The sequence below is a fragment of the Micromonospora sp. WMMD710 genome, assembly GCF_029626045.1.
In the GTDB taxonomy this organism is placed as follows: domain Bacteria; phylum Actinomycetota; class Actinomycetes; order Mycobacteriales; family Micromonosporaceae; genus Micromonospora.
This window is the reverse complement of sequence record NZ_JARUBD010000001.1, coordinates 3,504,903-3,531,648: the sequence shown is the minus strand read 5'-3', so window position 1 is coordinate 3,531,648 and position 26,746 is coordinate 3,504,903. Positions and strand designations below refer to the sequence as shown.

Annotated in this window: 21 protein-coding genes; 15 read left to right on the top strand and 6 right to left on the bottom strand. The window is 71.7% G+C overall.

The features are described from left to right. Nucleotides 1-3: 3 nt before the first annotated feature. The gene (locus O7620_RS16200; RefSeq protein WP_278123671.1) at nt 4-1,245 is read right to left on the bottom strand and encodes a bifunctional pyridoxamine 5'-phosphate oxidase family protein/GNAT family N-acetyltransferase; all 1,242 of its coding nucleotides are present in this window, start codon (nt 1,243-1,245) and stop codon (nt 4-6) included. Between the two features lie 34 nt (nt 1,246-1,279). Between O7620_RS16200 and O7620_RS16195 the strand changes: the two genes are divergently transcribed. The 7 genes from O7620_RS16195 to rny all read left to right on the top strand — a co-directional run bounded on the left by O7620_RS16195 (nt 1,280) and on the right by rny (nt 11,742). Further along, nucleotides 1,280-2,620 (top strand): aminotransferase class I/II-fold pyridoxal phosphate-dependent enzyme, encoded by a 1,341-nt coding sequence (locus tag O7620_RS16195; RefSeq protein WP_278123670.1) that lies wholly within the window; start codon nt 1,280-1,282, stop codon nt 2,618-2,620. A 1,775-nt stretch (nt 2,621-4,395) separates the two neighbouring features. Next, nucleotides 4,396-5,523, top strand: a complete 1,128-nt coding sequence (locus O7620_RS16190; protein WP_278123669.1) for an FAD-dependent oxidoreductase — start codon at nt 4,396-4,398, stop codon at nt 5,521-5,523. Nucleotides 5,524-5,697: 174 nt separating this feature from the next. Beyond that, nucleotides 5,698-7,059: an MFS transporter gene (locus tag O7620_RS16185; RefSeq protein ID WP_278123668.1), complete on the top strand. Its 1,362-nt coding sequence runs from the start codon at nt 5,698-5,700 to the stop codon at nt 7,057-7,059. Nucleotides 7,060-7,063: 4 nt separating this feature from the next. Continuing rightward, nucleotides 7,064-7,264, top strand: a complete 201-nt coding sequence (locus O7620_RS16180) for a DUF3046 domain-containing protein (protein WP_278123667.1) — start codon at nt 7,064-7,066, stop codon at nt 7,262-7,264. A gap of 184 nt (nt 7,265-7,448) precedes the next feature. Further along, a complete protein-coding gene (gene recA / locus O7620_RS16175) occupies nt 7,449-8,495 on the top strand; it encodes a recombinase RecA (RefSeq protein ID WP_151492999.1) in 1,047 nt (348 codons plus the stop codon). A 14-nt stretch (nt 8,496-8,509) separates the two neighbouring features. Beyond that, a complete protein-coding gene (locus O7620_RS16170) occupies nt 8,510-9,223 on the top strand; it encodes a regulatory protein RecX (RefSeq protein ID WP_151493000.1) in 714 nt (237 codons plus the stop codon). 752 nt (nt 9,224-9,975) lie between these two features. Continuing rightward, nucleotides 9,976-11,742, top strand: coding sequence for a ribonuclease Y (gene rny / locus O7620_RS16165; protein ID WP_278123666.1), 1,767 nt, complete (start codon nt 9,976-9,978; stop codon nt 11,740-11,742). A 62-nt stretch (nt 11,743-11,804) separates the two neighbouring features. Here rny and O7620_RS16160 read toward each other — a convergent pair whose 3' ends face one another. The 4 genes from O7620_RS16160 to O7620_RS16145 all read right to left on the bottom strand — a co-directional run bounded on the left by O7620_RS16160 (nt 11,805) and on the right by O7620_RS16145 (nt 15,205). Continuing rightward, entirely contained in the window at nt 11,805-12,686 is an 882-nt protein-coding gene (locus tag O7620_RS16160; RefSeq protein WP_278123665.1) for an amino acid ABC transporter permease, read from the bottom strand. A gap of 34 nt (nt 12,687-12,720) precedes the next feature. Continuing rightward, nucleotides 12,721-13,377 carry an amino acid ABC transporter permease gene (locus O7620_RS16155; protein WP_234590776.1) on the bottom strand — a complete coding sequence of 219 codons (657 nt, stop codon included), beginning with the start codon at nt 13,375-13,377 and terminating at the stop codon, nt 12,721-12,723. 79 nt (nt 13,378-13,456) lie between these two features. Beyond that, the gene (locus O7620_RS16150) at nt 13,457-14,392 is read right to left on the bottom strand and encodes a glutamate ABC transporter substrate-binding protein (protein WP_278123664.1); all 936 of its coding nucleotides are present in this window, start codon (nt 14,390-14,392) and stop codon (nt 13,457-13,459) included. 57 nt (nt 14,393-14,449) lie between these two features. Beyond that, a complete protein-coding gene (locus O7620_RS16145) occupies nt 14,450-15,205 on the bottom strand; it encodes an amino acid ABC transporter ATP-binding protein (protein ID WP_278123663.1) in 756 nt (251 codons plus the stop codon). A 194-nt stretch (nt 15,206-15,399) separates the two neighbouring features. Between O7620_RS16145 and selD the strand changes: the two genes are divergently transcribed. Then, entirely contained in the window at nt 15,400-16,389 is a 990-nt protein-coding gene (gene selD, locus O7620_RS16140) for a selenide, water dikinase SelD (RefSeq protein WP_278123662.1), read from the top strand. 221 nt (nt 16,390-16,610) lie between these two features. Continuing rightward, on the top strand, nt 16,611-17,090 hold the full coding sequence (locus O7620_RS16135) for a hypothetical protein (protein WP_151491154.1): 480 nt from the start codon (nt 16,611-16,613) through the stop codon (nt 17,088-17,090). Nucleotides 17,091-17,133: 43 nt separating this feature from the next. On the opposite strand, the gene O7620_RS16130 is transcribed toward O7620_RS16135, so the two are convergent. After that, nucleotides 17,134-17,388: a DUF2277 family protein gene (locus O7620_RS16130; protein ID WP_278123661.1), complete on the bottom strand. Its 255-nt coding sequence runs from the start codon at nt 17,386-17,388 to the stop codon at nt 17,134-17,136. A 163-nt stretch (nt 17,389-17,551) separates the two neighbouring features. On the opposite strand from O7620_RS16130, the gene O7620_RS16125 reads away from it, so the two are divergent. The 6 genes from O7620_RS16125 (at nt 17,552) to fxsT (ending at nt 26,725) form a co-directional block, all read left to right on the top strand. Further along, entirely contained in the window at nt 17,552-17,740 is a 189-nt protein-coding gene (locus tag O7620_RS16125) for a hypothetical protein (protein ID WP_151491156.1), read from the top strand. Nucleotides 17,741-17,803: 63 nt separating this feature from the next. Next, a complete protein-coding gene (locus O7620_RS16120) occupies nt 17,804-20,095 on the top strand; it encodes an FxsB family cyclophane-forming radical SAM/SPASM peptide maturase (protein WP_278123660.1) in 2,292 nt (763 codons plus the stop codon). After that, the gene (locus O7620_RS16115) at nt 20,079-20,900 is read left to right on the top strand and encodes an AAC(3) family N-acetyltransferase (protein WP_278123659.1); all 822 of its coding nucleotides are present in this window, start codon (nt 20,079-20,081) and stop codon (nt 20,898-20,900) included. The genes O7620_RS16120 and O7620_RS16115 overlap by 17 nt, the downstream gene beginning before the upstream one ends. Nucleotides 20,901-20,958: 58 nt before the next feature. Continuing rightward, nucleotides 20,959-21,612: a TIR-like protein FxsC gene (locus O7620_RS16110; protein ID WP_278127032.1), complete on the top strand. Its 654-nt coding sequence runs from the start codon at nt 20,959-20,961 to the stop codon at nt 21,610-21,612. Continuing rightward, nucleotides 21,609-22,859: a TIR-like protein FxsC gene (locus O7620_RS16105; RefSeq protein WP_278123658.1), complete on the top strand. Its 1,251-nt coding sequence runs from the start codon at nt 21,609-21,611 to the stop codon at nt 22,857-22,859. The genes O7620_RS16110 and O7620_RS16105 overlap by 4 nt, the downstream gene beginning before the upstream one ends. After that, a complete protein-coding gene (fxsT, locus tag O7620_RS16100; RefSeq protein ID WP_278123657.1) occupies nt 22,856-26,725 on the top strand; it encodes an FxSxx-COOH system tetratricopeptide repeat protein in 3,870 nt (1,289 codons plus the stop codon). The genes O7620_RS16105 and fxsT overlap by 4 nt, the downstream gene beginning before the upstream one ends. The last annotated feature ends 21 nt before the right edge of the window (nt 26,726-26,746 follow it).

The window sequence follows — 26,746 nt, the reverse complement described above, 5'->3', positions numbered from 1 at the left end:
TCATCACGCCACCGGTGTTGTCCGGCGAAGCCTCTCGCGCAGCCTGGCCTGTGCGCTCGGCCACTCGTCGACGGTCATCGCGTACTGCACGGTGTCCCGCCAGGAGCCGTCCGGGCGTTGCCGGTGCATCCGCAGGACCCCCTCGCGGGTGGCGCCGAGGCGTTCGATGGCCGCCTGGGAGCGAACGTTGCGGATGTCGGTGTGCCAGACCACCCGTACCGCGCCGAGGTCGTCGAAGGCCCGGCCGAGTAGCAGCAGCTTGGCCTCGGTGTTGATCCCGGTACGCCACCAGGGGCGGCCGAGGAAGGTGTGCCCGATCGCCACGGACCGCCGCTCCGGATCGATTTCGTCGTACGAGGTGGTGCCGACCACCACCCCGGTAGTCACGCTGCGCTGCGCCCAGGCCACCCGTTCGCCGCGGTGCTGGGCAGCCAGGGCACCGGCGATGACGTCCGCGGTGCCGGCCGGCGCGCTGGGCCGGGCGACGGTCAGGTGCCGCCACACCTCGTCGTCGGCGGTGGCGGTGTGCAGGTCGTCGGCATGCGCCGCCTCCAGCGGCTCCAGCCGGACGTGTTCGCCGTGCAGTGGCACCGGGTCGTGCCAGGGCGTGCGGGCGGCCCGCAGGTACGCCGGCAGCGGCGCGGTGACCCCGTCGGCGGTCTCGGGCGGCCCGGCGGTCAGCCGCAGCGGCAGGACGCCGGCCCAGTGCGGCAGGTGCAGGTCGGCCTCGTCCTCGCGGACCCCGCCGGTGCGGGCGCGGACGGACACCTCGCGCAGCGGCAACGCCAGCACGGCGGTCTCGGCCAGCTCGCGCCGGCTGGGCGGGCGGGTGTCCGTGCTGCGTCCCGCGCCGACCTTCTCGACCAGCGCGGTGAGCATGGCGGTCTTCTCCCGCTCGTCGGTGACCAGTCGGGCGGTGCCGTGTGCGACGACCGAGCGGTAGTTGGCGCTGTGGTGGAACTGGGAGCGGGCGTAGACCAGCCCGTCGAGCAGGGTCACCGTGACGCAGACCGGCAGCCCGTCGTCGCGGGCGGCGAGCAGGGGTCGGCTGCCGGTGGAGCCGTGCAGGTAGAGCGTGTCGCCGACGCGGACGTGCAGGGTGGGCAGCACCCGTGGCTGGCCGTCCACGGTGAACCCGAGGGCGCAGTGGTACGCCTCGTCGAGCACGGCGTGTGCCGTTTCCCGGTCGTAGCTCATCTTGTCGCGGGAGCGGTTGGGGATGGTGCGGGCGGTGGGTGGGTACATGCTCGCCCCTTTGTTCTAGTACAATCCCTGATTTGTGTCAGCACGCTATCAGTTCACCGGCGCGACGGCCGTCGCGATTTCGGCCAGCATCGAGTCGGGCATCCGTACCGACGCGCTGCCACCCGGGACGGCGCTGCCACCGGTGCGCGCCCTCGCCACCGAGCTGGGCGTCAGCCCCGCCACCGTCGCCCGCGCCTACCAGGAGCTGCGCCAGCGCGGCCTGCTCGCCACCGCCGGGCGGCACGGCACCCGGGTGCGCCCCCGCCCTCCGGTGGCCGCCCGTCGGTCCGCGCTGCGCCCGCCGCCGCTGCCCGGGGCTCGTGACCTGTCCCGGGGCGAGCCCGACCCCCGGTCGCTGCCCCCGCTCGCTCCACACCTGGCGGCACTCGCCGCCGACGCGGGCGCGTCGATCGGCTACTCCGACGCCGGTGTGCTGCCCGAACTGGCCGAGGCGGCCCGTGCCCGCCTGAACGCCGACGGCGTACCCGCCGGTGAGCTGACCCTCACCGGCGGCGCTCTGGACGGCATCGAGCGGCTGCTCGGCGCCCACCTGCGCCCCGGCGACGCGGTCGCGGTGGAGGATCCGGGCTGGGCCAACCTGCTCGACCTGGTGGCGGCGCTGGGGCTGCGCCCGATCGGCGTACCCGTCGACGACGAGGGGCCACTGGTGGCCGGGGTGGCCTCCGCGCTCGCCGCCGGGGCGCGGGCGCTGGTGGTCACCAGCCGGGCGCAGAATCCGACCGGCGCCGCCGTCTCCGCCGCCCGCGCCGATGCGCTGCGGGACCTGCTCGCCGATCGGCCGGATCTGCTGCTGATCGAGGACGATCACGCCGCCGAGCTGGCCCGCGTACCCCTGCACCCGCTGGCCGGTGCGACGCGGAGCTGGGCCTTCCTGCGCTCGGTGAGCAAGCCCTTCGGCCCGGATCTGCGGCTGGCCGTGCTGGCCGGCGACGAGACCACCGTGGCCCGGGTGACCGGCCGGACGCGGGTGGGTGCCGGCTGGGTCTCCACCGTGCTGCAACGGCTGGTCCTCGCCCTCTGGCGGGATCCGGCGGTCGGCGAGCTGGTGGAGCGGGCGGCGGAGAGCTATGAGCGGCGGCGCGAGGGGCTGCTGGCCGCGCTGGCGGAGCACGGCCTGACCGCGCACGGCCGGAGCGGCATCAACGTCTGGCTGCCGGTCGCGGACGAGACCAGCGCGGTGACCGCGCTGCGCGACGCCGGCTGGGCGGTGGCCCCCGGCGCCCTCTACCGGATCGCCTCACCACCAGCCGTCCGCATCACCGTCAGCCCCCTGGCCGTGACGGATCTGCCTCCCCTGGCCGCCGCCCTGGCCCGGGCGACCCATCCCACCCCACCCCCCGGCTTCGCCACCTGATCCTCAGGACCGGAGGATTCTGGACGGTCGCCTGGAAGGACTACTTCGTATCGAAATCCTGCGTCGTCCCGCGTAGTGGCGCCCTTGAATGTCCGGTAGGATTCGAACCAGCCGGGCCGTCACTCACCGCACTAGCCCCCTTGCTGGGAATGGCTCGCTGCGCAGCGGCCGCAACGACCACCAGCAGGTCACCACATTGACCGCCCTGGGGCCGACCGCTGAGGGTGCAATCCGGTGGTCGACGAATGAGGACGCGCAGCGGCCGTGGCCGACGTCGGATAGGGCCACAGGACGGTCGACGAATGGGAACGCGCAGCGGCCGTCGTCGACGGATGTGGGTATACAGCAGGTGGATGGGAGTATCCGGCGGGTGGGTGGGAGTATCCGGCGGGCGCGGGTGGATGGGTGTACGCAGCGGGTGGGTGGGAGTATGCGGCGGGCGGTCGAGGGGCCCGTTCGGTGTGTGCGTGGGGGTGTCCGGCGGGCGCGGGTGGATGGGTGTACGCAGCGGGTGGGTGGGAGTATGCGGCGGGCGGTCGAGGGGCCCGTTCGGTGTGTGCGTGGGGGTGTCCGGCGGGCGCGGGTGGATGGGGGTACGCAGCGGGTGGGTGGGAGTATGCGGCGGGCGGTCGAGGGGCCCGTTCGGTGTGTGCGTGGGGGTGTCCGGCGGGCGCGGGTGGATGGGGGTACGCAGCGGGTGGGTGGGGGTATCCGGCGGGCGGTTGAGGGGTCCGTTGGCTGTTGGCTTGGGAGAGTTCAGCGGGCGGCCGAGGGGTCCGACTGGCCGGGTTCAGGTTGGCCCACCCCGGGTCGTCCGACACATGGGGATGCCACCCACGTGGCTCCGACGGCCGGTGCGCCTCTCTAAACGCCTCGCGGGTGATTCCAGCGGCGGGCGGTAGGGGTTGCCTGGAAGGCCCAGGGGTGTGCCCAGCGAACGTGTGTAGGTGCCCAGTGGACGGTGGAGAACTGGCGGGCGGTAGGGGTTGCCTGGAAGGCCCAGGGATGTGCCCAGCGAACGTGTGTAGGTGCCCAGTGGACGGTGGAGAACTGGCGGGCGGTAGGGGTTGCCTGGAAGGCCCAGGGATGTGCCCGGCGAACGCGTGTGGGTGCCCAGTGGACGGTAGAGGCCGTCCACTGAATCGAGGGGGCCCCTTCGCAGCCTCTCTCAGGGCGGCCAACTTAGCGGCCAACTCGGGGGGCAGCGAAAAGACTTGCCGCCCAGGGTGGCTCTTCTCCTGGGTCGCCATCAGCGTGGCCAACTCAGCGACCAACTCAGGGGGCGCCGTATGGATTCTTCGCTCAGGGTCTACTACCTCCGCTAACTCATCGGCAGGAATTCCGGTGAGTCCCAAGGAACTGACCGGAACATTCCAGGATGCGTTGGGGTAGGCATTGTTTGGTGTGGAGGGGGGCATCACACTCTCCTCGCCATAGGGGAAACGCGATTTTCTTGCGTAGTTTGCACCTGCCGGTATCCCTGCCGAGCAAATTTCGCAGCTCTAATAGGAGAACGGAGGGTTCTGCCGTCGGGTTCATGTACGTGTATAGGGTGATGCTGGTCACACTGAGTAATTGCCCACACGTGGGCGGTGGTAGCCAGGTAGCTGTGGGAATGGCTGATGCTCGTGGAGCGCAACGTCCTGTCCGCGCTCCTGGTGTGCCGCGCGACAGATGTCCGTCTCGTCCTGGGCGGACGATCTGATATCACCCGGAAAACAGCACGACGTGATCCCTGTAACACGCGCTCTGTGAGTCGATCTTGTGGGGGCTTCATGAGCGATCAGATGCAGTCGATGGTCAGCCGGCGTGGTTTCCTGCGGGCGGTGGGAGTCAGCGGTGGTGCCGGTGCGATGCTCGCCACGATGGGCGCCATGGGGCTCGCTCCCAGCGCGGCCGCGTCGGTCACCCCGGCGTTCCGGCCGCCGCAGCGGTCCGACTTCACCCTCACTGGGCGGCCGGGTGCCAGCGTGGTCATTCTCGGCGGCGGCATCGCGGGTCTCACCGCCGCGTACGAGTTGGGCAAGGCGGGTTACCGCTGCACCATCCTTGAGGCGCGGCACCGCGTCGGCGGGCGAAACCTGACCATCCGGGGTGGCGATGTCGAGACCGACCTGGATGGACGCACCCAGCGGGCCGACTTCTCCGACGGGGTCTACTTCAACGCCGGGCCGGGCCGGATCGCGCAGTGGATGGTCACCATGGACTACTGCCGGGAACTCGGCGTACCCGTCGAGGTCTTCACCAATCAAAACGCGGACGCCTGGATCTACAACGAGTCCGCCGGGATGACCGAGCCGGTCCGGTACCGCACCGCCAAGGCCGACGTGTACGGCTACGTCTCGGAACTGCTCGCGAAGGCCACCGACCAGGGCGCGCTGGACGGCCGACTCACCGCGCAGGACCGCGACCGGCTGCTGGCGTTCCTGCAGAGCTTCGGCGCGATCGGTGGACGCACCAGCGACTGGGCGTACACCGGGACCAACCGTCGCGGCTTCGCCGCCTACCCGGGCGCGGGCAATGACGTGGGCACCGCGCTCGGCACGCCGCCGGCGCTCTCCGACGTCTTCGCCAGCAACGTCGGCCGGTACTTCTCCTTCGAGTTCGGCTACGACCAGGCGATGCTGATGTTCCAGCCGGTCGGCGGCATGGACCAGATTCCCCGAGCATTGGCGAAGGCCGTGGGCATGCACCGGATCCGGCTCAACGCCGAGGTGACCGGCGTGACCGACCGGCGGCATCCCCGAGACCGATCTGGACCTGTCACACATCCTCGTACTCGCACGCCTGGGACCGGACCCGCTACATCGAGGGCGCCTGGACGTCGCCCCGCTACGGCACGCCCGGCTACAACCTGCTGCTCCAGCCGGCCGGGCGGGTCTACTTCGCGGGGGACTGGCTGAGCCGCGAGGTGGCCTGGCAGCACGGCGCGTTCGTGGCGGCCCGGTCGGCGGTGTCGTCACTGCACCAGCGGGTGATGGCCGGCTGACGGTCCGCCGGGACCGCGCGGCGGGCGGGGGCGGCGGGCGGCGGGACGGGTGCGCGAGGATGGGTCATCCCCGCCCTGAGGAGCGCAGATGGCCACCCACCTGACCGCGCCGCGTACCGCCGCCCGGCCCGACGTCGCGTCGATCCAGCGGCGCACCCTGCGGCTGCTCTTCACCACCCAGATCATCGGCGGCATCGGTGTGACCATCGGCATCTCCGTCGGCGCGCTGCTCGCCGCACGGATCGCCGGCACCGCGATGGCCGGCGTCGCGCAGAGCGCCGGGGTGGTCGGTGCGGCGCTGCTCGCCGTCCCGGTCACCCGGATCATGGCGCGGCGTGGCCGCCGGCCGGGCCTGGTGCTGGCGTACGCCGTCGGTGCCGTCGGCGGCGTGCTGGTGGTGCTGGCGGCGGCCACCCGTTCGGTGCCGCTGCTCTTCCTCGGCATGCTGCTCTTCGGCGGCGGCACCGCCGCGAATCTGCAGGCCCGCTACACGGCGGTGGACCTCGCCGAGCCGGCCCGTCGTGGCCGGCAGCTCTCCCTGATCGTCTGGGCCACCACCATCGGCGCGGTGGCCGCGCCGAACTTCGCCGCGCTGGCCGACCGGGCCACCTCCGGTTCGGGGCTGCCGCCGTTGGCCGGCCCGTTCGCGTTCAGTTCGGTCGCGTTCGTGCTGACTGCCGGCGTACTCCTCGGGTTGCTCCGCCCCGACCCGCTGCTCACCGCGCGGCGGCTCGCGGAGGCCGACGCGCCCGTCGCTCCGCCGGCCGCTGACCCGCCGGCGGCGGCCGCGGCCGCCCAGGCGCCGGCCGCCGCGCCGGTCGGTGCGCGCGCGTCGCGCAGCGCCGGGATGCGGCTGGCCTGGTCGGTGGTACGCGGGCAGCCCGCCGCCCGGCTCGGCATCGCCGCGGTGGCGGTGGGGCACCTGGTGATGGTGGCGGTGATGGCGATGACCCCGGTCCGGATCGGCGAGTCGCACGCCGACGCCGACGTGCTGCGGCTGGTCGGCATCGTGTTGAGTTTGCACATCGCCGGCATGTACGCGTTCGCCCCGGTGGTCGGCTGGCTCACCGACCGGCTCGGCCGGCGGGCGGTGATCCTCGGCGGGGTCGGGCTGCTGCTGGCCGCCTGTGCGGTGGCCGGCACCGCCGGGCACCACACGCCCCGGCTCTCGGTCGGTCTGGTCCTGCTCGGGCTGGGCTGGTCCGGGACGATGGTGGCCGGCTCGACGCTGCTCTCCGAGTCGGTGGTGGCCGGTGTGCGGCCGAGCGTCCAGGGGTTCTCCGACCTGATCATGGGGCTGGCCGGGGCCGGCGCCGCGGTGCTCAGCGGGTTTGTCATGCAGATCGCCGGTTATCCGGTGCTCTGCCTGCTCGCGGCGGTCGCAACCGTGCCCCTGGTGGCGCTAGCGTTGCGCCCGGTGTCGACCACGGCATCGGACAAGGAGGGCTGATCACGTGCGGCTGACCGACTTCTGGGCGCGGTTGGAGGAGGCGTTCGGGCCGGGTTACGCGGCCAGCATCGCCCGCGACCAGGTGCTGTCCCAGCTCGATGGACGGACCATCGAGCAGGCGTTGGCGTCGGGGGAGCGGACGCAGGCGGTCTGGCGGGCGGTCTGCGCCGCATATCCCGACCGCGTGCCCGCGCGACTACGCTGAGCAGCCTTTTCGCCGCTTCCGCGTGTCGCTTGTCTTGTCGTACACCTGTTCGGCTATTGTCCACAGCGGGGTGCTCGTCCACAGCTCGCGGCCCGTCGGCTGGTTTTCTGTCGGACCCAGCGCCTAGCGTGTCCGCGTGACGCGAAGCTCAGCAAAGACGCCGGCGAAGGCAGGGGTGGCAACCATGGCAGCAGGGCCTGACCGGGAGAAGGCACTCGACCTTGCTCTCGCTCAGATCGACAAGCAATTCGGCAAGGGCTCGGTGATGCGACTGGGTGACCGGCCGGTCATCCAGACGGCGGTGATTCCGACCGGCTCCATCGCGCTCGACGTGGCGTTGGGCATCGGCGGCCTGCCGCGTGGCCGGGTGGTCGAGGTCTACGGCCCGGAGTCCAGCGGTAAGACCACGGTGGCTCTGCACGCGGTGGCCAACGCCCAGCGGGCCGGTGGCATCGCCGCCTTCATCGACGCCGAGCACGCGCTCGACCCGGAGTACGCGAAGGCCCTCGGCGTCGACACCGACGCGATGCTGGTCTCGCAGCCGGACACCGGCGAGCAGGCGCTGGAAATCGCGGACATGCTGATCCGCTCCGGCGCTCTGGACATCATCGTGATCGACTCGGTGGCGGCCCTGGTGCCGCGCGCCGAGATCGAGGGCGAGATGGGCGACAGCCACGTGGGCCTCCAGGCCCGGCTGATGAGCCAGGCACTGCGGAAGATCACCGGTGTGCTCAGCAACACCGGCACCACGGCGATCTTCATCAACCAGCTGCGGGAAAAGATCGGCGTGATGTTCGGCAGCCCGGAGACCACCACCGGTGGTCGGGCGCTGAAGTTCTACGCCTCGGTCCGGCTCGACGTGCGACGCATCGAGAGCCTCAAGGACGGCACAGACGTGGTCGGTAACCGCACCCGGGTCAAGGTCGTCAAGAACAAGGTGGCCGCGCCGTTCAAGCAGGCCGAGTTCGACATCATGTACGGCAAGGGCATCTCGCGCGAGGGCTCGCTGATCGACGTCGGCGTGGAGCAGGCGATCATCCGCAAGTCCGGTGCGTGGTACACGTACGACGGCGACCAGCTCGGCCAGGGCAAGGAGAAGGCCCGGGAGTTCCTGAAGGAGAACCCGGACGTGGCCGCCGAGATCGAGAAGAAGATCCTGGAGAAGCTCGGCGTCGGGGTCGGCGCGGGCGACGCCGCCGGTGGCCCGGAGCTGCCGCCGGTCGACTTCTGACCGGTCGCTGACCAGTGGCAGGACGACGCGCCCGTACGGGGCGGGGCTGGGATGCCAGTCCGCCTCGTACGGGCGATGCCAGTGATCCCCCGCGCCCGCGCCGTGGTCGTCGTGGCCGGTCCGAGGCGGGCGATGCGGTCGAGGCTCCGGCGCCACCTCGCGACGGGCCACCTCGCGACGAGTCGGAGGTGGCCCGCGAGATCTGTCTGCGCCAGCTCGCCGTCCGCCCGCGTACCCGGGCGGAGCTGGCCGGTGCGCTGGCCAAACGCGGCATCTCCGAGCAGGTCTCCGCCGAGGTGCTCGACCGGTACGACGAGGTCGGCATTATCGACGACGCGGCGTTCGCCCGCGCCTGGGTGTCCAGCCGGCACTCCGGGCGTGGCCTGGCCCGCCGGGCCCTCGCCAACGAGCTGCGCCGCAAGGGCGTCGACGGCGAGGTGGCCACCGAGGCGCTCGACGAACTGGACGAGGAGACCGAGGCGGAGACCGCCCGTGCCCTGGTGGAGCGCAAGCTGCGTACCGCCCGGGGTGAACCGGACGCGATCTTCCGCCGGCTGGTGGGCATGCTGGCCCGCAAGGGCTACCCGCCCGGTGTGGCGATCCGGGCGGTGAAGGACGCGCTGGCCGCGCAGAGCGCCGAGGCGGCCGAGTTCGCCGAGCAGATCGACGCCGACGCGCTGGCCGACGCGGAAGGTGACCTGGAGCGCGACAACCGCCTGACCGACTGAGCGCCGCGCCGCGCGCCGTGCCGCGCGCCGTGCCGGGATGATCGCGCTCGATCCAGGATGTAGTGGCCTCACCGCCGCGAGTACCCCACTACATCCTGGATCGAGCGCGATCTTGGCCGGTGAGCGGCGCGGATCGTGCCGGGGGTGAGCGACGCGGATCGTGGTGGGGTGAGCGGCGCGATCTTGGCGGGATGAGAGGGTTGGGCCGAGCGAGGGTCGCTGGTGTCACAAAGTCGGCTCACCGCGGGGGTGTCTCCGTCGCTGAACAGGCACGACATCCGGATCGGCGCCGTCGCCTCGTCGCCTTTGTCCCGGCGTGTCCGACACTGCATCAGCTTTGAGTGACGCCGCAACTTCTCTCCGTTCGGGGGGTTTGATCATGAGTCCTTGACCAGACCACCCCCGGCGACCTAGCCTCGCCATACAGGCTCACATTGCCCGACCAGCGCAGGCTAAGCGCACAACATAGATCGCGTAACAACACAGCATCACTTTGGCCGACTCCACGGCCTTTGGCGGCAGTCCGGACAGGCCGGTCCGGTACTCCGCGACAACTGCACCCGGTCGCCGACGATGCCCGAGGGCACCGCCGGCGGAGAGAGCTACCCACGGCCAGCCGCTCCGGTCGGGCGTCCACAGCCGCAGGAGTGTGCCCACCGGGCACGGTCACTGCGGTCGGCAGACGTTTCAGGGGAGGCGGCCATGGCGGGGCGGCGGCACAGGTTCACCGGTAGACCCGACGGGGTTCCGGCATGAACGCCTTCGACGTCGTGCTCCTCGCGGCCGTCCTCATCCTCGCGGCGGTGGTGATCGGCGCCGTGCTGTACGGCGTCCGGACACTGCGCGGAATGGGTTCGGCGCCGGCGCCGGAGGATCCGGCGTTCATCGCCGAGAAGGACCGCCAGGAGCAGTCCCTGGCCGCCCTGCGCAACGCGGCCGACCAGGCGAACAGCACCATCGACGTCGCGAAGTCCGCAGCCGCCGCCGCGCGCGCCGAGGCGGCGGCCGCGAAGGCCGAGGCCAAGGCCGCCCGCGCCGAGGCCCGCCGGGTGCTCGACGATGCCCGCGCCGAGGCGGACACCGTCCTGGAGCGGGCGCACAAGCAGGCCGAGGCGGACGCCGAACAGTTGCGGGCCACGGCCCGGCGCAGCGGCGAACGGGAGGTCGCGGTGCTCGCCGCCACCACTCGGGAGCAGTCGGCCGAGGTGGAGCGCCGTGCGGCCCGGATGGACGAGCGGGAGCGGCTGCACACCGAGGAGGTGGAGCGGTTCGCCGAGCGGGAGCGGCAGCTCACCGAGGCGCGGGCCGCCCTCGCCGCACGGGAGTCCGCTCTCGCCCAGCGGGAGACCGAGCTGGCCGAGGCGGAGGAGTTGCGCCGCCGGGAGCTGGAACGGGTCGCCGGCCTGACCGCCGACGCGGCCCGGCTGGAACTGGTCGAGGCGATCGAGACGCAGGCCAAGCGGGAGGCCGCGCTGCTGGTGCGCGACATCGAGGCCGACGCGCGGGGCACCGCCGAACAGCGGGCCCGCCACATCGTGGTGGACGCGATCCAGCGGGTCGCCAGCGAGCAGACCGCGGAGAGCGTGGTCAGCGTCCTGCACCTACCCGGTGACGAGATGAAGGGTCGGATCATCGGTCGGGAGGGGCGCAACATTCGCGCCTTCGAGTCGGTGACCGGGGTCAACCTGATCATCGACGACACCCCGGAGGCGGTGCTGCTCTCCTGCTTCGACCCGGTCCGCCGGGAGGTCGGCCGGCTCACCCTGGAGAAGCTGGTGCTGGACGGGCGGATCCACCCGCACCGCATCGAGGAGGTCTACGACCTGGCCCGCCAGGAGGTGGAGCAGCTCTGCCTCCGCGCTGCCGAGGACGCCCTGGTCGAGGTCGGCATCACCGAGATCCACCCGGAGCTGGTGGTCCTGCTGGGCCGGTTGCGCTACCGCACGTCGTACGGGCAGAACGTGCTCAAGCACCTGGTCGAGACCGCGCACATCGCCGGCATCATGGCCGCCGAGCTGCGGTTGGACGTGCCCACCATCAAGCGGTCCGCGTTCCTGCACGACATCGGCAAGGCGCTCACCCACGAGGTCGAGGGCAGCCACGCCATCATCGGCGCCGACCTGGCCCGCAAGTACGGCGAGCACGAGGACGTCGTGCACGCCATTGAGGCGCACCACAACGAGGTGCCGCCGCAGACCATCGAGGCCGTCCTCACCCAGGCGTCCGACGCCTGCTCCGGCGGCCGGCCGGGCGCCCGCCGGGAGAGCCTGGAGGCGTACGTCAAGCGGCTGGAGCGGATCGAGGAGATCGCGGCGGGCAAGCTGGGCGTGGACAAGGTCTTCGCCATGCAGGCCGGCCGGGAGATCCGGGTGATGGTCAAGCCTGACGACGTGGACGACATCGGGGCGGCCGTGCTGGCCCGTGACGTGGCCAAGCAGATCGAGGAGGAGCTGACGTACCCGGGTCAGATCCGGGTCACCGTGGTCCGCGAGTCCCGGGTCACCGAGATCGCCCGCTGACCCCTGCGTGCGCGACGGGCGGGTGGCCTGGCCACCCGCCCGTCGTCGTTGCGCTGGCGCCGTCAGATCATCCGGGCGGAGTCCTCGCCGGCGTCCTGGGCGGGCAGCACCTTCGCCGCCGTACGCGGGGTACGCCCCATCCGCTTCTGCAGCCACCAGGCCAGGGCCGACAGCGCACCGCAGATGGCGATGTAGATGGCCGCCACGATCAGGTAGGTCGGCACGTACGGCAGCCCGAACGGCAACCGGCCGCCGATCTGCTTACCCACGAAGAGCAGCTCGGGGTACGTGATGATGAAGCCCAGTGCGGTGTCCTTGAGCAGCACCACGAGCTGGCTGACGATGGCCGGGAGCATCGACCGGACGGCCTGCGGCAGCAGGATCAGCCGCAGCACCTGGTTCTTGCGCATGCCGACCGCGTACGCGCCCTCGGTCTGCCCGTACGGCACCGCGTTGATGCCGGCCCGGAAGATTTCCGCGAGGACCGAGCCGTTGTACAGCATCAGCCCGATGACCAGCGCCCACAGCTTGTCGATCGACCAGCCGTACTGCAGTGGCACGTAGTAGCCGAAGAAGATCAGGATCAGCAGGGGGATCGCCCGGAACAGCTCCACCACGAAGGTCGCCGGGGTACGCAGGATCCACTTGTCGCTCAGTCGGGCGCTGGCGAACACCGCGCCGAAGAGCAGCGCCAGGACCGCGGCGATGCCGGCCGCCTTCAGCGTCGCCCACAGGCCGCCGAGCAGTTCGCGTTGCACCGAGGCGTACTGGAACTGCTCCCACTTGCGGGCCTCGAACTGACCGGTGTCGGCGAACTTGTAGCCGATGTAGGCGAGCAGCGCGATGATGCCGGCGGTGGAGACGACACCCAGGATCGCGTTGCGCCGCTTGGCGCGCGGCCCGGGCAGGTCGTAGAGGATCGACGCCTGGCTCAACTCAGCCACCTTCCGTTCGCAGTCGCCCGACCCGCCAGCTCGCTCATCGGGCCACCCTCCACTTGCGCTCCAGGAAACGCTGGAGGGCCACCAGCGGCAGGATCAGGATCAGGAAGCCGATGGTGATCCAGAGCAGGACGGCGAACTGCGGCTCGCCCCGCTCGGCCATGTACGCGGGGATCGCGCCGGCCTCCAGCACCGAGAAACCGGCGGCGATCGTGGTGTTCTTCAGCATCGCGATGAACACGCTCATCATCGGCGGGACCATGGCCCGCAGCGCCTGCGGCAGCACGATCAGCGTGAGCACCTGACCGAAGGTCATGCCCAGCGCGCGGGCCGCCTCGGCCTGCCCGGCGGCGACGGTGTTGACGCCGGAGCGGATCACCTCGCAGACGAACGCCGAGGTGTAGACGGTCAGCGCGATGGCGGCGCTGGGGAAGTAGTCGATGTTGACGTCAAGCTTCGGCACCGCGAAGACGAGGAACGCGAAGACAAGCGTCAGAGGGGTGTTGCGCACCAGGTTGACGTACGTGGCGCCGAACGCCCGCAGGGCCGGCACGGGGGAGACCCGCATCGCGCCGAGCAGCGTGCCGAGGACGAGGCTGCCGACCGCGGCGATCAGGAAAAGTTTGACGGTGTTGGTGAACCCGTCAACGAACAGTTGCCCGTTGTCCGTCAGTACGCGGAAGAACTCGCCCATGCCTCGCTCTCAGTCCTCGGACGGGCGCCGGGCGGGGACGAGCCCCACCCGGCGCCGCAACTCGTGTCGAGCCGGTCGGTCAGTACCGCTCAAGGGTCGGCGGGGTGCCCGCCGAGCCGGAGAGGCCGAGCGTGCCGTCGTAGATCTTCTGCCAGGTGCCGCTGGTGAAGGCGGCCTCGATCTGGTCGTTGACGTAGTCGCGCAGCGCCTTGTCGTCCTTCGGCAGGCCGATGCCGTACTTCTCGGTGCTGAACGGCTGGCCGACCACCTTGAGCTCGTCCGGGTTCTGCGCCGCGTAGCCCTTCAGGATGGCGTCGTCGGTGGTGACGGCGTCGACCTTCTTGTCCAGCAGCTGCGAGACGCACTCCGAGTAGGTCTTGAACTCGACGATGTTGTTCGCCTCGGTCAGACCCTCGTCGCGGACCCGCTGGATCGGGGTCGAGCCGGTGGCCGAGCAGACCTTCTTGCCCTTGATGGTGTCCTTGCCGGTGATCGACGTCTCGTCCTTGCGGACCAGCAGGTCCTGGCCGGCGACGAAGTACGGGCCGGCGAAGGAGATGTCGTTCTTGCGCTTGTCGGTGATCGAGTAGGTGCCGACGTAGTAGTCGACCTCACCACCCTTGATCGCGGTCTCCCGGTTGGCCGACGCGATCTCCTTGTACTCGATCTTCGCCGGGTCGATGCCGAGCGTGCTGGCCACGTACTGGGCGATCTCGATGTCGAACCCGCAGCGCTTGCCCTGGGCGTCCTTGTAGCCGAGGTTCGGCTGGTCGAACTTGACCCCGACGGAGACCTTGCCCGCCGTCTTGATCTTCTCGAAGGTCGGGCTGCCGGCGACGGCCGCGTCCGTCTTCGGGGTGAAGGTCGCGCCGGAGCTCTTGCAGGTGTCGGACTGGGCGCCACCGGAGGCGCTGCCGCCCGCGCTTGGGGTCGGCTCACCCTCCTTGCCGCAGGCCGCGGCCGACAGGGCGAGGGAGGCCATCATGGCGACCGCCGCCACGCGCTTCATACGCATACTCTTCTCCTTCTTCGACGGAGCCCGCCGGTGGTCGGCGTGCTCCACAACAGACGCCTAGTGCGTGAGGATCTTGGAGAGGAAGTCCTTCGCCCGGTCACTGCGCGGGTTGGCGAAGAACTCCGCCGGGGAGGCGTCCTCGACGAGCTTGCCGTCGGCCATGAAGATGACCCGGTTGGCGGCATGCCGCGCGAAGCCCATCTCGTGGGTGACCACGACCATGGTCATGCCGTCGCTGGCCAGCGAGGTCATCACGTCCAGCACCTCGCCGACCATCTCCGGGTCCAGGGCGCTGGTGGGCTCGTCGAAGAGCATCGCCTTGGGCTGCATGGCCAGGGCCCGGGCGATGGCCGCCCGCTGCTGTTGGCCGCCGGAGAGCTGGGCGGGGAACTTGTCCGCCTGGTTGGCGATGCCGACCCGGTCGAGCAGGGCCAGACCGCGCTCGCGGGCGGCGGCCGGCTTCTCCTTGCGGACCTTGATCGGGCCGAGGGTGACGTTCTCCAGGATGGTCTTGTGCGCGAAGAGGTTGAAGGACTGGAAGACCATGCCCACCTCGCTGCGCAGCTTCGCGAGGGCCTTGCCCTCGGCCGGCAGCGGTTGGCCGTCGAAGGTGATGGTGCCGGAGTTGATCGGTTCTAGTCGGTTGATGGCGCGGCACAGCGTCGACTTGCCGGAGCCGGACGGGCCGATCACCACGACCACCTCGCCCCGACCCACCGACAGCGAGACGTCGTCCAGCACGTGCAGCGGCCCGAACCACTTGTTGACCGCGTCCAGCACGATGAGCGGTTCGCCCGTCGTCACGTCGTCCACCGTCCCTGTCGTCTCCCGGATCGGGGTCGGTTGACCCCCGGTGCGGCCACTGTAGGCGGCGTGATGTGGCAGAACGCAACCCGGCGGGTCACGGAGCGGTAACACCGGTCCCGATCGTTGTCGGTCGTCCGATTCCGGTCGCCGTGTGGGTGGTGACGGTGGCGATCGTGGCGCGTTGTCGAGATCATGGAGAGATGACCGAACCGGTACGGCTGACCACGTACGCCCGCGGCGGCGGCTGCGCCTGCAAGATCCCGCCGGGCGAGCTGGAGATTATGGTGGCCGGTCTCGGTCCGGCGAGCGGCACCGCCGAGCTGCTGGTCGGGTTGGACCACGGCGACGACGCGGCGGTCGTGCGCCTGGACGAGCGGACCGGCCTGGTCAGCACCGCCGACTTCTTCACCCCGGTGGTCGACGACGCGTACGACTGGGGGCGTATCGCCGCGGCCAACGCGTTGTCCGACGTGTACGCGATGGGCGGCACCCCGCTGGTGGCGCTCAACCTGCTCTGCTGGCCGCGGGACGTACTGCCGCTGGAGCTTGCTCGGGAGGTCCTGCGCGGCGGTCAGGACGTGGCCCGGTTGGCCGGCTGTCACCTGGCCGGCGGGCACAGCGTGGACGACGACGGCCCGAAGTACGGCCTGGCGGTGACCGGGACGGTCCGCCCCGAGGAACTGATCACTCTGGACGCCGGTCGGGCCGGTGTGCCGCTGTCGTTGACCAAGCCGCTCGGTGTGGGCGTGCTGAACACCCGGCACAAGGCCACCGGTGAGTGTTTCCCGGAGGCGGTGGCCACGATGAGCGCCCTCAACGCCGACGCCGCGCGCGCGGCGGTCGCGGCCGGCATCCGGTGCGGCACCGACGTGACCGGTTTCGGGCTGCTCGGGCACGCCTCGAAGCTGGCCCGGGCCAGCCGGCTCACGGTGGCCATCGACACCGCCCGGGTGCCCTACCTGGCGGGCGCGCGGGAGGCGCTGCGGGACGGGTACGTCAGTGGCGGCAGCCGGCGCAACCTGGACTGGGTGACCCCGTGGACCGATTTCGGCGCGGCGGGCGAGGCCGAGAGGTTGCTGCTGGCCGACGCGCAGACCTCGGGTGGCCTGCTGGTCGCCGGTGAGCTGCCGGGTGCTCCCGTGGTGGGTGAGTTGCTGCCCCGGGGCGAGCATCTGGTCGTGCTGCGCTGACCTCGCCGAACGTGAGGACACGCGGCGGAGGTGGTGCGGATCGCACACGGTACCCGATAAACTGTCACCTTCCCGCTACTCCGAGCAACGTCGCTCTGGGAAATTTTGCCCGGAATGGTCACAGACCGGTAACTTGCCCCCGGCTGAGGTCATATGCCCCCCACCATCGTCAGTAAGGCCCGATCCGGAGGCCGGTGGGACGAACGCAGCGAGGAGGCGGAATGACCGAGCTGTGGAACTGGAGAATCGACCGGGTACGACCCGTGGAGGTCTACCCGGCGCTGGCCGAGGCTCTCGGTCGGGTGGTGATGCCGCTGGCGGTGGCCGATCCGGCCCGGCTGCCGGCGTACGCGGTCGTGTGTGACGTCTGGCAGGCGCCGGGCGAGTTCGCGACGGTGGTGGACTGCTACGGGGTGCCCGAGCGGCTGTCGGAGCACGCCAGCATCGCCGCGCTGGCCCGGCTGCTGGGCCGCAACTGTCTGCTGCGTGACGACACGCTGGACGCCGGTCGGCATCTGCTCGTCGCCCCGGACGGGACGGTCCGCCCGGTGCACTTCGACGTGTGGGACACCGACGACGGCGAGGTGCTCAGCAGGCAGCGGCTCTGCACGCTCGGCGACCCCGGCTGTCGGGGCTGGTCGCAGTGTCACCGCTCGCGGTGGGCGCCCGACACCGTCGCACCGGTGCTCGCGGCGGCCTGACCCACCACTCGGGTCCGGCCGGTGCCCCGCGCCGCGCTGGCGATCAGCCGCGGCCCGAGGCCGTGGCCGGCCGGTCCGCGGTGCCCTGGCCGGCGCCCCGGACCACGAGCTGATCGAGCAGGGTGCGGGTGGCCTCCGTCACGGCGGCCACCGCGGCGTCGAAAGCGGCGGCGTTGTGCGCGGCGGGCGCCCGGAAGCCAGAAATCTTCCGGACGTACTGCAACGCCGCCGCCTCGATGTCGGTTTCGGTCACCTGCGGGGTGAACGGCTCACGCAACGTCTTGATGCTTCGGCACATGTGGTGCTTCTCCTCGGTCGGCGCCCAGTGCCACCGTTGGTGCCGGCACTTGTACCGACGGTGACACCGGGTCGATATTTGTCTATCCTGGTCACGGACCAGAGCCTTTCGAGCCATTGTCGCCGTTCGCGCTCCCAGCGCCCCGGGCCCCCGGAGACTTCTTGTGGACCATGCCCCCATCCGCACAGCCCGCCCCAATCTTGCCGACCTGACACGCAGCCTGCACACCCCGTTGGAGCGGATCGTCGTCGAGCATGCCGATCTCGTCGAGACGATCCGCCGACGTGTCGTCGCGGGTGAGTCCGCGTCCTCCGAGACCGTGGCCGTCGCCGCCTTCAACTCGTCCATCTGAGCGATGGCCTGCCGGTGCCGTCCACCCGGGGTGGGCGGGCCCTGCCACGGGATCAGCCAGTTCGTGCTGAAGGTGCACAGCCGGTGCGACCTGCGATGTGACCACTGCTACGTGTACGAGCACGCCGACCAGACCTGGCGTGGCCGGCCGGTCCGGATGGCACCGGCCACCGTCCGGGCCGCCGCGAAGCGGATCGCCGAGCACGCCCGCGAGCACGAGCTGCCGGTCGTGCACGTGGTGCTGCACGGGGGTGAGCCGTTGCTGCTGGGCGCGGCCGGGCTCCGCGAGGTGTTGGCCGAGCTGCGCGCGGCGATCACGCCGTGGACGCGGCTCGACCTGCGCATGCAGACCAACGGCGTGCTGCTCGACGAGGAACTGTGCCGGGTGCTGGTCGATCACGACGTGCAGGTCGGGGTGTCGTTCGACGGGGACCGCGCAGCCAACGACCGGCACCGCCTCTTCGCCCACGGCGGCAGCAGCCACGACCAGGTACGGCGGGCTCTGGCCCTGCTCCGCCACCCGGATCACCGGACGAGCTACGCCGGCATCCTCTGCACGATCGACGTCCGCAACGATCCGGACCGGGTGTACGAGGCGCTGCTGGCCGAGCGCCCGCCCCGGGTCGATCTGCTGCTGCCGCACGCCACCTGGGACCGCCCACCGGACCGCCCCGGCACCGGATCGACCCCGTACGCGGACTGGCTGGGACGGATCTACCGGCGGTGGGTGGACGAGGGGCGGCCGGTGTCGATCCGGCTGTTCGAGGCGCTGGCGCCGGGTGGCGGCGGCACCGAGGCGTTCGGCCTCGCTCCGGCCGACGTGCTGGTCGTCGAGGCGGACGGCAGTTGGGAGCAGGTCGACTCGTTGAAGACCGCGTACCACGGCGCGGCCGAGACCGGTTTCGACGTGTTCGGGCACTCGGTGGACGAGGCCAGCAGGCATCCCGGGGTGGCCGTCCGGCAGACCGGCGTGGACGGGCTCTGCGCGACCTGTCGGGCGTGCCCGGTGATGGACCGTTGCGGTGGCGGGCTGTACGCCCACCGCTGGCGCACCGGCTCGGGGTTCGACAACCCGTCGGTGTACTGCGAGGACCTGCTCCGCCTGATCGACACGGTGGACACCTACCCACCGCCCGTCGCGTCGGCCGGTCAGGGGGCCGAGCAGGCCGCCCCGCCGGTCGACGACCTGCTCGACGACCTGGCGACCGGGTACGGCTCGGAGCAGACCCTCGATCTGCTCGCCGCCGCACAGCTCTCCATCACCCGGGCGCTGCTGGCGGCCTGGCGGGAGAGATCCGGGCAGACGGCCGCCTGGGATCTGCTCGTCGACCTGGACGCCAAGGCGTCGGACGCGGTCCGGGCGGTGCTCACCCACCCCTTCGTCCGTCCGTGGCTGGTCCATCGCCTCGTCCCGTCGGCCCGGCCCGGTGCCAGCCGGGCGGCCGACCCGCTGCCGGCCATCGCGCTCGCCGCCGCCCTGCGGGCCGGCTGTTCGGCCACGGTGGACGTTCCGGTGCGCTCCGGCGTGCTCGCGCTGCCCACGCTGGGCAGCCTGGTGCTGCCGGTCGCTGTCGACGGGACCGTCGAGGTGACCGTCCTGCCCGACGGTTTCCGGGTCCGTGGCGGCCCCGAGGACCAGACGGTGCTTCTCGACGCGGGTGGACCGGATGCGGCCGGGTGGCGGCCGACCCGACCCGTGCCGGTCCCCGGTGGTCACCTGCTCGTGGAGGACGGTGACCCGTACCGGGACTGCTACGGCCAGCCGGTGGCACCCCGCCTGGAGCACTCCGCCGCGCGGGTGTTGGGCCGTACCCTCGCCGAGGCCTGCCGGTTCGTGGACCGGGACGTTCCGGTCCACGCCGCCGCGCTCGCCGGCGGTCTGCGTGCCGTCGTGCCGCTGGCGCCCGACCAGGCGGGGCCGCTGCGCAGCGCGACCGCCCGGCACGCGTTCGGCGCGGTCGCCCTCACGCCCGACGCGGCCCCGGAGGCGATCGCCGTGCTGCTCGTGCACGAGTGGCAGCACGTGAAGCTCGGTGCCGCACTCGACCTGTACGACCTCGTCGAACCGGGTCACACCACCCGGATCCGGGTGCCGTGGCGTCCCGACCCGAGGCCCGTCGAGGGTGTGCTCCAGGGCGTGTACGCGCACCTCGCGGTCACCCAGGTGTGGCAGGCCCGCGCCGCCGCCGGCGTGTCCGCGCATCCCGACGCATCGGCGCACGCCGCCCGGTTCCTGGCCTGGACCCGGGACGGTGCGGATGCGTTGCTGGCCAGCCGGTCGCTCACGGTCGCGGGTGAACGATTCGTGGAGCGGGTGCGCCAGGCCCTGGAGGAGACCGGTGTCGGGTCGGGATGAGCGACAGCCGCCCGCACTGGGCCGACCTCGTATCGCCGACGACCTGCGGGCACTCGGTGTCCGTCCGGGCGTCTGCCTCCTGGTGCACTGCGGCCTGCGCCGGGTGGGCCCGTTGGAGCGCGGCCCGGCGACGCTCGCCGCTGCTCTGCGCGACGCCCTCGGCCCGGCCGGCACGCTGCTCGTGCCCACCCAGAACGACGGCAACTCGACCACCTCCCGGACCCACCTGGCGGCCACCGCCGGAATGGACCGGGCGCAGCGTGCCCGCTACGAGGCCGCCCTGCCGGGTTGGGACCGGCGCAACACCCCCTCGGAGCGGATGGGGGCGTTCGCCGAGTTCGTCCGACGTGCTCCCGGCGCGGTGCGCAGCGACCACCCACAGACCTCGTTCGCCGCGCTCGGTCCGCAGGCGCGGCACCTCACCGACGACCACGCCCTCACCTGTCACCTCGGTGAACGCTCACCGGTGGGCCGGCTCTACGCGGCGGACGGGCAGATCCTGCTGCTCGGCGTCGGCTTCGAGGCGTGCAGCGCCCTGCACCTGGCCGAATATCACCTGCCGGCGCCGCCGGAGCGCGATTACCACTGCTTTCGGCTCGTCGACGGGCAGCGGGTCCGCCTCGACTTCCGTGCTCCCGACCTGGACGATCGGGATTTCCCGCAGCTGGGCGACGCGCTCGACGCCGCGTCGCTCGTCCGGCGTGGCCCGGTCGGTCGGTCCGTCGCGTACCTGCTCTCCGCGCGCGCCATTGTGGATTTCGCGGTGGGTTGGCTGGCGGAGAATCGCTCGACGGCCCGGCATTGACGCGCCGTCTACTCTGATGTTCCGGCCGCGCGAGGAGGGCGGAGGGGCAGCGGTGAGCATGATGGACGCACCCTCTGGCACCCGAGCACCCCTCTTCTTCGTCAGCTACTCCCGGGCGCCGGTCCGGCGGGCCAGCGGCAACCCCGCGGAGTACGTCTCCCGGTTCTTCGAGGACCTGTCGGGCCACGTCAGCGAGTTGGTCGGCCCGGTCACCGGGTTCGACCCGGGCTTCCTGGACAGCTCCATAGCGGGCGGGGAACGCTGGAGCCCGGAGCTGCTCCAGGCCGCCGGCACCTGCCAGGTCTTCGTGCCGTTGGTGTCCAGCGCGCTGCTCGGCAGCGAATGGTGCGGCCTCGAGTGGGACGCCTTCTCCCGCCGACGGATCGTCCCGCGACCCGGTGTGGCGTCGGCGCACGAGACGGCGATCGTGCCGGTCACCTGGTCGCCGACGAACGGCACCCCGCTGCCACGGGTGCTCCGTGACATCCAACGGTTCTCCCCGACCGCGATGCCGGATCCCGACATCGCGGTGCACTACCAGCGGGATGGGGTCTACGGCTTGCTGACCATGCAGTGGGAGAACACCTACCGGGCGGTGGTCTGGCGGCTCGCCCAACGGATCGTCGCCATCCACCGGTCGTACGTGGTGGAGCCCTGGGTGCCGGCGAGCGTGGACGAGTTGTGCAACCGGTTCGTCGAGGAGCCGGGATGAGCCCCCCGGCGGACCGGCGTCGCTCGGAGCGCGGGTCGTACTTCTTCCTCAGCTACGCCCATTCCGCGCCGCTGGGTGCCCGGGCCGACTCCGACGTCTGGGTCGGCCAGTTCTTCGACGACCTGGCCGAGGAGGTGACCCGCCAGGCCCGGCCGGTGGCCGGTATGCGGATCGGCTTCTTCGACCAGCACATCCCGCTGGGCGCGGACTGGAAGGCGGCCCTCGCGGAGGCACTCGGTGACGCCGAGGTCTTCGTCCCGCTCTACTCGCCCGGTTACTTCAGCCGTCCGTGGGCGTTGGGGGAGCGGGACTCCTTCCGGGCTCGGCTGGTCGCCGCCGGGTCGGACCGGCTCACCGCCGGTCACCTGGCCCCGGTGCTGTGGATTCCGATCCCGTCCTGGGAGGACCAGCCGGAGGTGGACGACGCCCTGGATCTGGGCCGGGACGTCCCCGAGTACGCCGAGAACGGCCTGCGCGCGCTCTGCATGCTGGCCTCCTACCGGGAGCAGTACCAGCTCCTGCTGAGCCGACTGGCGGGCCAGATCGTGCACGTTGCCGAGCGGAGACCGCTGGGACCGTCCCGCGCGCCGAGCATGGACGAGGTCACCCGTCCCGTGTCGGCCGACCCGGACTTCGTCGTCGCCGTCCTGGCGCCCACCCGTGATCGGCTGCCGGCCGAGCGTGATCCCTCCGGATACGCCTCCAGCGGTCGGCTGTGGCGGCCGTACGGCAGCCGCCAGGAGCTGCCCGCCGCGGAGTACGCGGCCAGCACGGCCGAGCGCCTCGGGTTGACGGCCCGTACGGCGGATTTCGCGCAGGCGGCCGGGCTTCTCGATCGCCGCCCGGCGGTGCTGCTGGTCGACCCGTGGATCGTGGCGGCGCCGGGTTCGCCGGCGGACCTCGCCAGTCGGCTGCGCGGCCTGCGGGAGTGGGTCGTCCCGCTGGTGGTCACCGACGACGGTGACGGCCAGGACGCCGCCGGGTGGGCGACCGAGGTGATGGAGCTGCTGCACGACGCCGGTCGGCCGCAGGTGAAGCACGCGTGCACCATGCGGGAGTTCGTCGACCTGATGCCGGCGCTGGTCACCGAGGCCCGTCGACGGTTCCTCAAACACGCCCCGGTCGTCGGGTTCGACCCGCCACCGGGGCCGGTGCCGAGCCTGCGTGACGGCCCGGCAGTTCCCCCCGACCTCGCGTCCCCGCCTGCTGATCCGGCCACACCGCGTCCCCACGGAGAAGACCGATGAACAACGATCGCGAAGGCCAGGTCGTCACCTTCTACTCGTTCAAGGGTGGCACTGGCCGGACGATGGCGCTGGCCAACGTGGCCTGGATCCTCGCGGCCAGTGGCCGCCGGGTGCTGGTCGCGGACTGGGATCTCGAGTCACCCGGCCTGCACCGCTTCTTCCACCCGTTCCTCGACGCGGAGAGGATCGCGGGCACCGGCGGCGTGATCGACCTGATCCGCGACTACGAGTGGGAGACCACCCGCGCCGGCGAACGGCCGGAACGCTGGATGGAGCAGTACGCGAGGGTCGGCCGCCACGCGTTCTCGCTGCGGTGGAACTTTCCGGCCGGCGGTGGGCTGGACTTCCTGTCCGCGGGCCGGCAGAACAGCGACTACGCCGTCTCGGTGGGCGGCCTGGACTGGGACAACTTCTACAACCGGCTGGGTGGGGCGCAGTTCTTCGAGGCGCTGCGGGCGGACATGAAGCGGCAGTACGACTTCACCCTGATCGACAGCCGGACGGGGTTGAGCGACGTCGCCGACATCTGCACGCTGCATCTGCCGGACACCCTGGTCGACTGTTTCACCCTCAGCGACCAGGGCATCGACGGCGCGGCCCAGGTCGCGCACTCGGTGCGGGACCGCTACCTGCGGCGGGACATCCGCGTGCTGCCGGTGCCGATGCGGGTCGACCAGGCGGAGAAGGAGCGCGCCGAGGCGGGTCGTCTGCTCGCCATGCGCCGGTTCGCCGGACTGCCCGCCGGGATGACCGAGGCCGAGCGGCGGCGGTACTGGGCCGCGGTCGAGGTGCCGTACCGGCCGTTCTACGCGTACGAGGAGACCCTGGCGACCTTCGGTGACCCGCCCGGCTCGCCGACGTCACTGCTGGCGGCGTTCGAGACGTTGACCGGGATCCTCACCGACGGTGCGGTGACCGCGCTGCCGGTGATGGACGAGTCGGTGCGGGAGCGGGGCAAGGCTCGCTTCCGTCGGCGTACCGAGGCTGCCGACGACCAGATCGTGCTGCGCTGCGCTCCGGAGGACGCCATCTGGGCCGAGTGGCTGGAGCGGGTGCTCAACTCGGCCGGGATGCGGGTGGTCGAGCCGGCCGCCGCCGTGGGGTCCGCCGGCACGCCCGCGCCGCGCACGCTGAGCGTGGTGTCCCCGGCCTACCTGGCGATGCCCTCCGGGGAGTTGCCGGAGCGGGACACCAGCACCGGTTCCACCGCCCTCGCCGTGTACGTCGCCGATCTGCGTCCGTTGGCGGAGTTCCCGGCGCAGAGTTCCACCAATCTGGTCAACGTGAGCGCGGCGACGGCCGTGGAGCGGGTGCTGCGGTTGGTCGGCCGCCCGGTGCCGCCGTCGGTGGACGGCCCCGCCGGCGGGGGTGCCCGCTATCCCGGCACCGAACCGTTGATCTTCAACGCGCCCAACCGCAACGCCCGGTTCACCGGCCGTGAGGACGACCTGGCCCAGTTGCGGGCGCAGTTGCAGAGCGGCGGCAAGGCGGTGGTGCTGCCGGTCGCCCTGCAGGGCATGGGCGGCGTCGGAAAGACGCAGGTCGCCCTCGAGTACGTGCACCGCTTCAAGTGCGCGTACGACGTGGTCTGGTGGATCGTCGCCGACCCGCCCCAGTTCGTCGACACGGCCCTGGCCGACCTCGCCGGCCGACTCGGCATCGTCGCCGGGCCCACCCTGCCGGACACCGTCCGGTCGGTGCTCCAGGTCCTCGGTCGGGGCGAGCCGTACGAGCGGTGGCTCGTCGTCCTCGACAACGCGGAGGAACTGGACCAGATCGAGCCCTTCCTGCCGCAGGGCCCCGGACATGTGCTGCTGACCTCCCGTAACCGCGCCTGGGGTGACCGGGCCAAGCCGATCCAGGTCGACGTCTTCGACCGCGCGGAGAGCGTCGCCCACCTCGCCCAACGGGTGCCCACGATCACCGACGAGGAGGCTGATCGGGTGGCCGACGCGCTCGGTGACCTGCCGATCGCGGTGGCGGCGGCGGGCGCGTGGCTCGCCGACACCGGCACGTCCGTCGCCGACTACCTGCGGCAGATCGAGCGGCACGGCCCCAGCGCGCTGTCCGTGGAGGCCACCTGGGACCTGTCGTTGAACCGGCTGCTCGACCAGGCGCCGGCCGCGTACCGCCTGTTGCAGCTCTGTTCGGTGCTGGCCCCGGAGATCGCCCTGGACCTGATCTACAGCGACGAGATGGCGGCGGCGCTCGTGCCGTTCGACCCGTCGGTGTCGGAGCGGCTCGTGCGTGGCGCCCTCATCCAGCAGATCAACCGCCTGGCGTTGCTGAAGCTCGATGTTCAGGGTGGCCGGGTCCAGGTGCACCGGCTGCTGCAGGCCGTGGTCCGGGACCGGATGACCGACGACGAGATCAGCGCCGCCCGCCACCAGGTGCACCTGGTGCTTGCCGCGTCCCGGCCACGTGGCGACGTGGACGACCCCTCGACGTGGCCCCGGCTGCGCATGCTCTGGCCGCACCTGGAGGTCTCCGACGCGCTGACCTGCCCCGACGAGTCGGTGTGTCAGCTGTTGATCGACCGGGTCCGCTACCTGTGGCTGCGCGGCGGCCTGAACCAGGCCGAGGGGTTCAGCCAGGAGGTGGACGACACCTGGTCGGAGCGGCTGGCCGGTTCCGAGGACACGGCCGACGCCGAGGCGCTGGGTCGACAGTTGCTGCACCTGCGGTTTAACCGAGCGAACATCCTGCGCAGCCTGGGCCGGTTCGACGACTCCCGGGCCATGGACGAGGCGGTCCTGGCCGAGCAGCGTCGCCTGCTGGGCGCGCTGCACCCACACAGTCTGATGACCGCCGGCAGCCTCGCCGGTGACCTGCGGGCCCTCGGCCGGTACGCCGAGGCGCTGGAACGGGACCGCTCCACCTACGCCTCCTGGCTCCAGACCCTGGGCGAGGACCACCCGCGGACGTTGAGCGCGGCCAACAACCTCGCCGTGTCGTACCGGCTGGTCGGCGACTACCGGTCGGCCCGACGGTGGGACGACGAGGTGCACCAGCGGCGGCGGCTGGTGCTGGGTTCCACCCACCCGTACACGCTCGTCTCCGCCGTGCGTCTCGGCAGCGACCTGCGGGAGGCCGGCGAGTACGAACGGTCGGCAGCGCTGCTGAGCGGGGTGTACGAGACGTCCTGCGAGGTGCTGGGCACGGACGACGCTCTGAGCCTCGGTGCCCAGGTCAACCTGGCGGTGTCACTGCGCAGCGCGGGCCGGTCGGCGGAGGCCGCGCCGATGTTCGAGACGGCGTACCGGAAGCTCGACGAACGGTTCGGACCGGACAACCCGGACACGGTGACGTGCCGGTCGAGCCGCGCGGCGAACCTGCTGGCCGTCGGCGACGCGACCCGGGCGCTCGCCGAGATGACCGCGGTGACCCGGGCGTACGACGAGGAGCTTCGGCTCGGCCCGGAGCATCCGCACACCCTGGCGACGTTGAGCAACATCTCCGCCGCCGAACGGGCGATCGGTCGCGGGTCGGCCGCCCGTGCGTCGGCCACCCGGGCGGCCGGCGAGTTGCGCAAGGTGCTCGGTCCCGATCATCCGCACACACTGGCGGCGGAGGTGAACCAGGCGGTGTGCCTCGCCGAGGACGGTGAGTGGGTTGCGGCGCGGGACCGTCTGCGGGAGACCGCCGAGCGGCTGACCGCGGTGATCGGCCCGGAACACCCCGACACGCTGCGCTGCCTCGGTGATCTCGCCCTGGTGTCCAAGCAGCTCGGTGACGGAGGTCCGGCCGACGACGCCGGCCTGGTGGCCGACCGGCTGGCCGAGGTGATCGGCCAGGAGCATCCGACGGTGCAGACCCTGCGGGAACGGCGGTTCGTCGTCCGGGTGATCGACCCGCACCCGTTCTGATCGGGCCGGCCGCCCGCTCCG

Bases quoted from the DNA above. Each gene is read 5' to 3' on its own strand.
- O7620_RS16200 (WP_278123671.1), bottom strand. From the start codon at position 1,245: ATGTACCCACCCACCGCCCGCACCATCCCCAACCGCTCCCGCGACAAG.
- O7620_RS16190 (WP_278123669.1), top strand. From the start codon at position 4,396: ATGAGCGATCAGATGCAGTCGATGGTCAGCCGGCGTGGTTTCCTGCGG.
- O7620_RS16185 (WP_278123668.1), top strand. From the start codon at position 5,698: ATGGCCACCCACCTGACCGCGCCGCGTACCGCCGCCCGGCCCGACGTC.
- recA (WP_151492999.1), top strand. From the start codon at position 7,449: ATGGCAGCAGGGCCTGACCGGGAGAAGGCACTCGACCTTGCTCTCGCT.
- rny (WP_278123666.1), top strand. From the start codon at position 9,976: ATGAACGCCTTCGACGTCGTGCTCCTCGCGGCCGTCCTCATCCTCGCG.
- O7620_RS16155 (WP_234590776.1), bottom strand. From the start codon at position 13,377: ATGGGCGAGTTCTTCCGCGTACTGACGGACAACGGGCAACTGTTCGTT.
- O7620_RS16150 (WP_278123664.1), bottom strand. From the start codon at position 14,392: ATGCGTATGAAGCGCGTGGCGGCGGTCGCCATGATGGCCTCCCTCGCC.
- selD (WP_278123662.1), top strand. From the start codon at position 15,400: ATGACCGAACCGGTACGGCTGACCACGTACGCCCGCGGCGGCGGCTGC.
- O7620_RS16135 (WP_151491154.1), top strand. From the start codon at position 16,611: ATGACCGAGCTGTGGAACTGGAGAATCGACCGGGTACGACCCGTGGAG.
- O7620_RS16130 (WP_278123661.1), bottom strand. From the start codon at position 17,388: ATGTGCCGAAGCATCAAGACGTTGCGTGAGCCGTTCACCCCGCAGGTG.
- O7620_RS16110 (WP_278127032.1), top strand. From the start codon at position 20,959: ATGATGGACGCACCCTCTGGCACCCGAGCACCCCTCTTCTTCGTCAGC.
- O7620_RS16105 (WP_278123658.1), top strand. From the start codon at position 21,609: ATGAGCCCCCCGGCGGACCGGCGTCGCTCGGAGCGCGGGTCGTACTTC.
- fxsT (WP_278123657.1), top strand. From the start codon at position 22,856: ATGAACAACGATCGCGAAGGCCAGGTCGTCACCTTCTACTCGTTCAAG.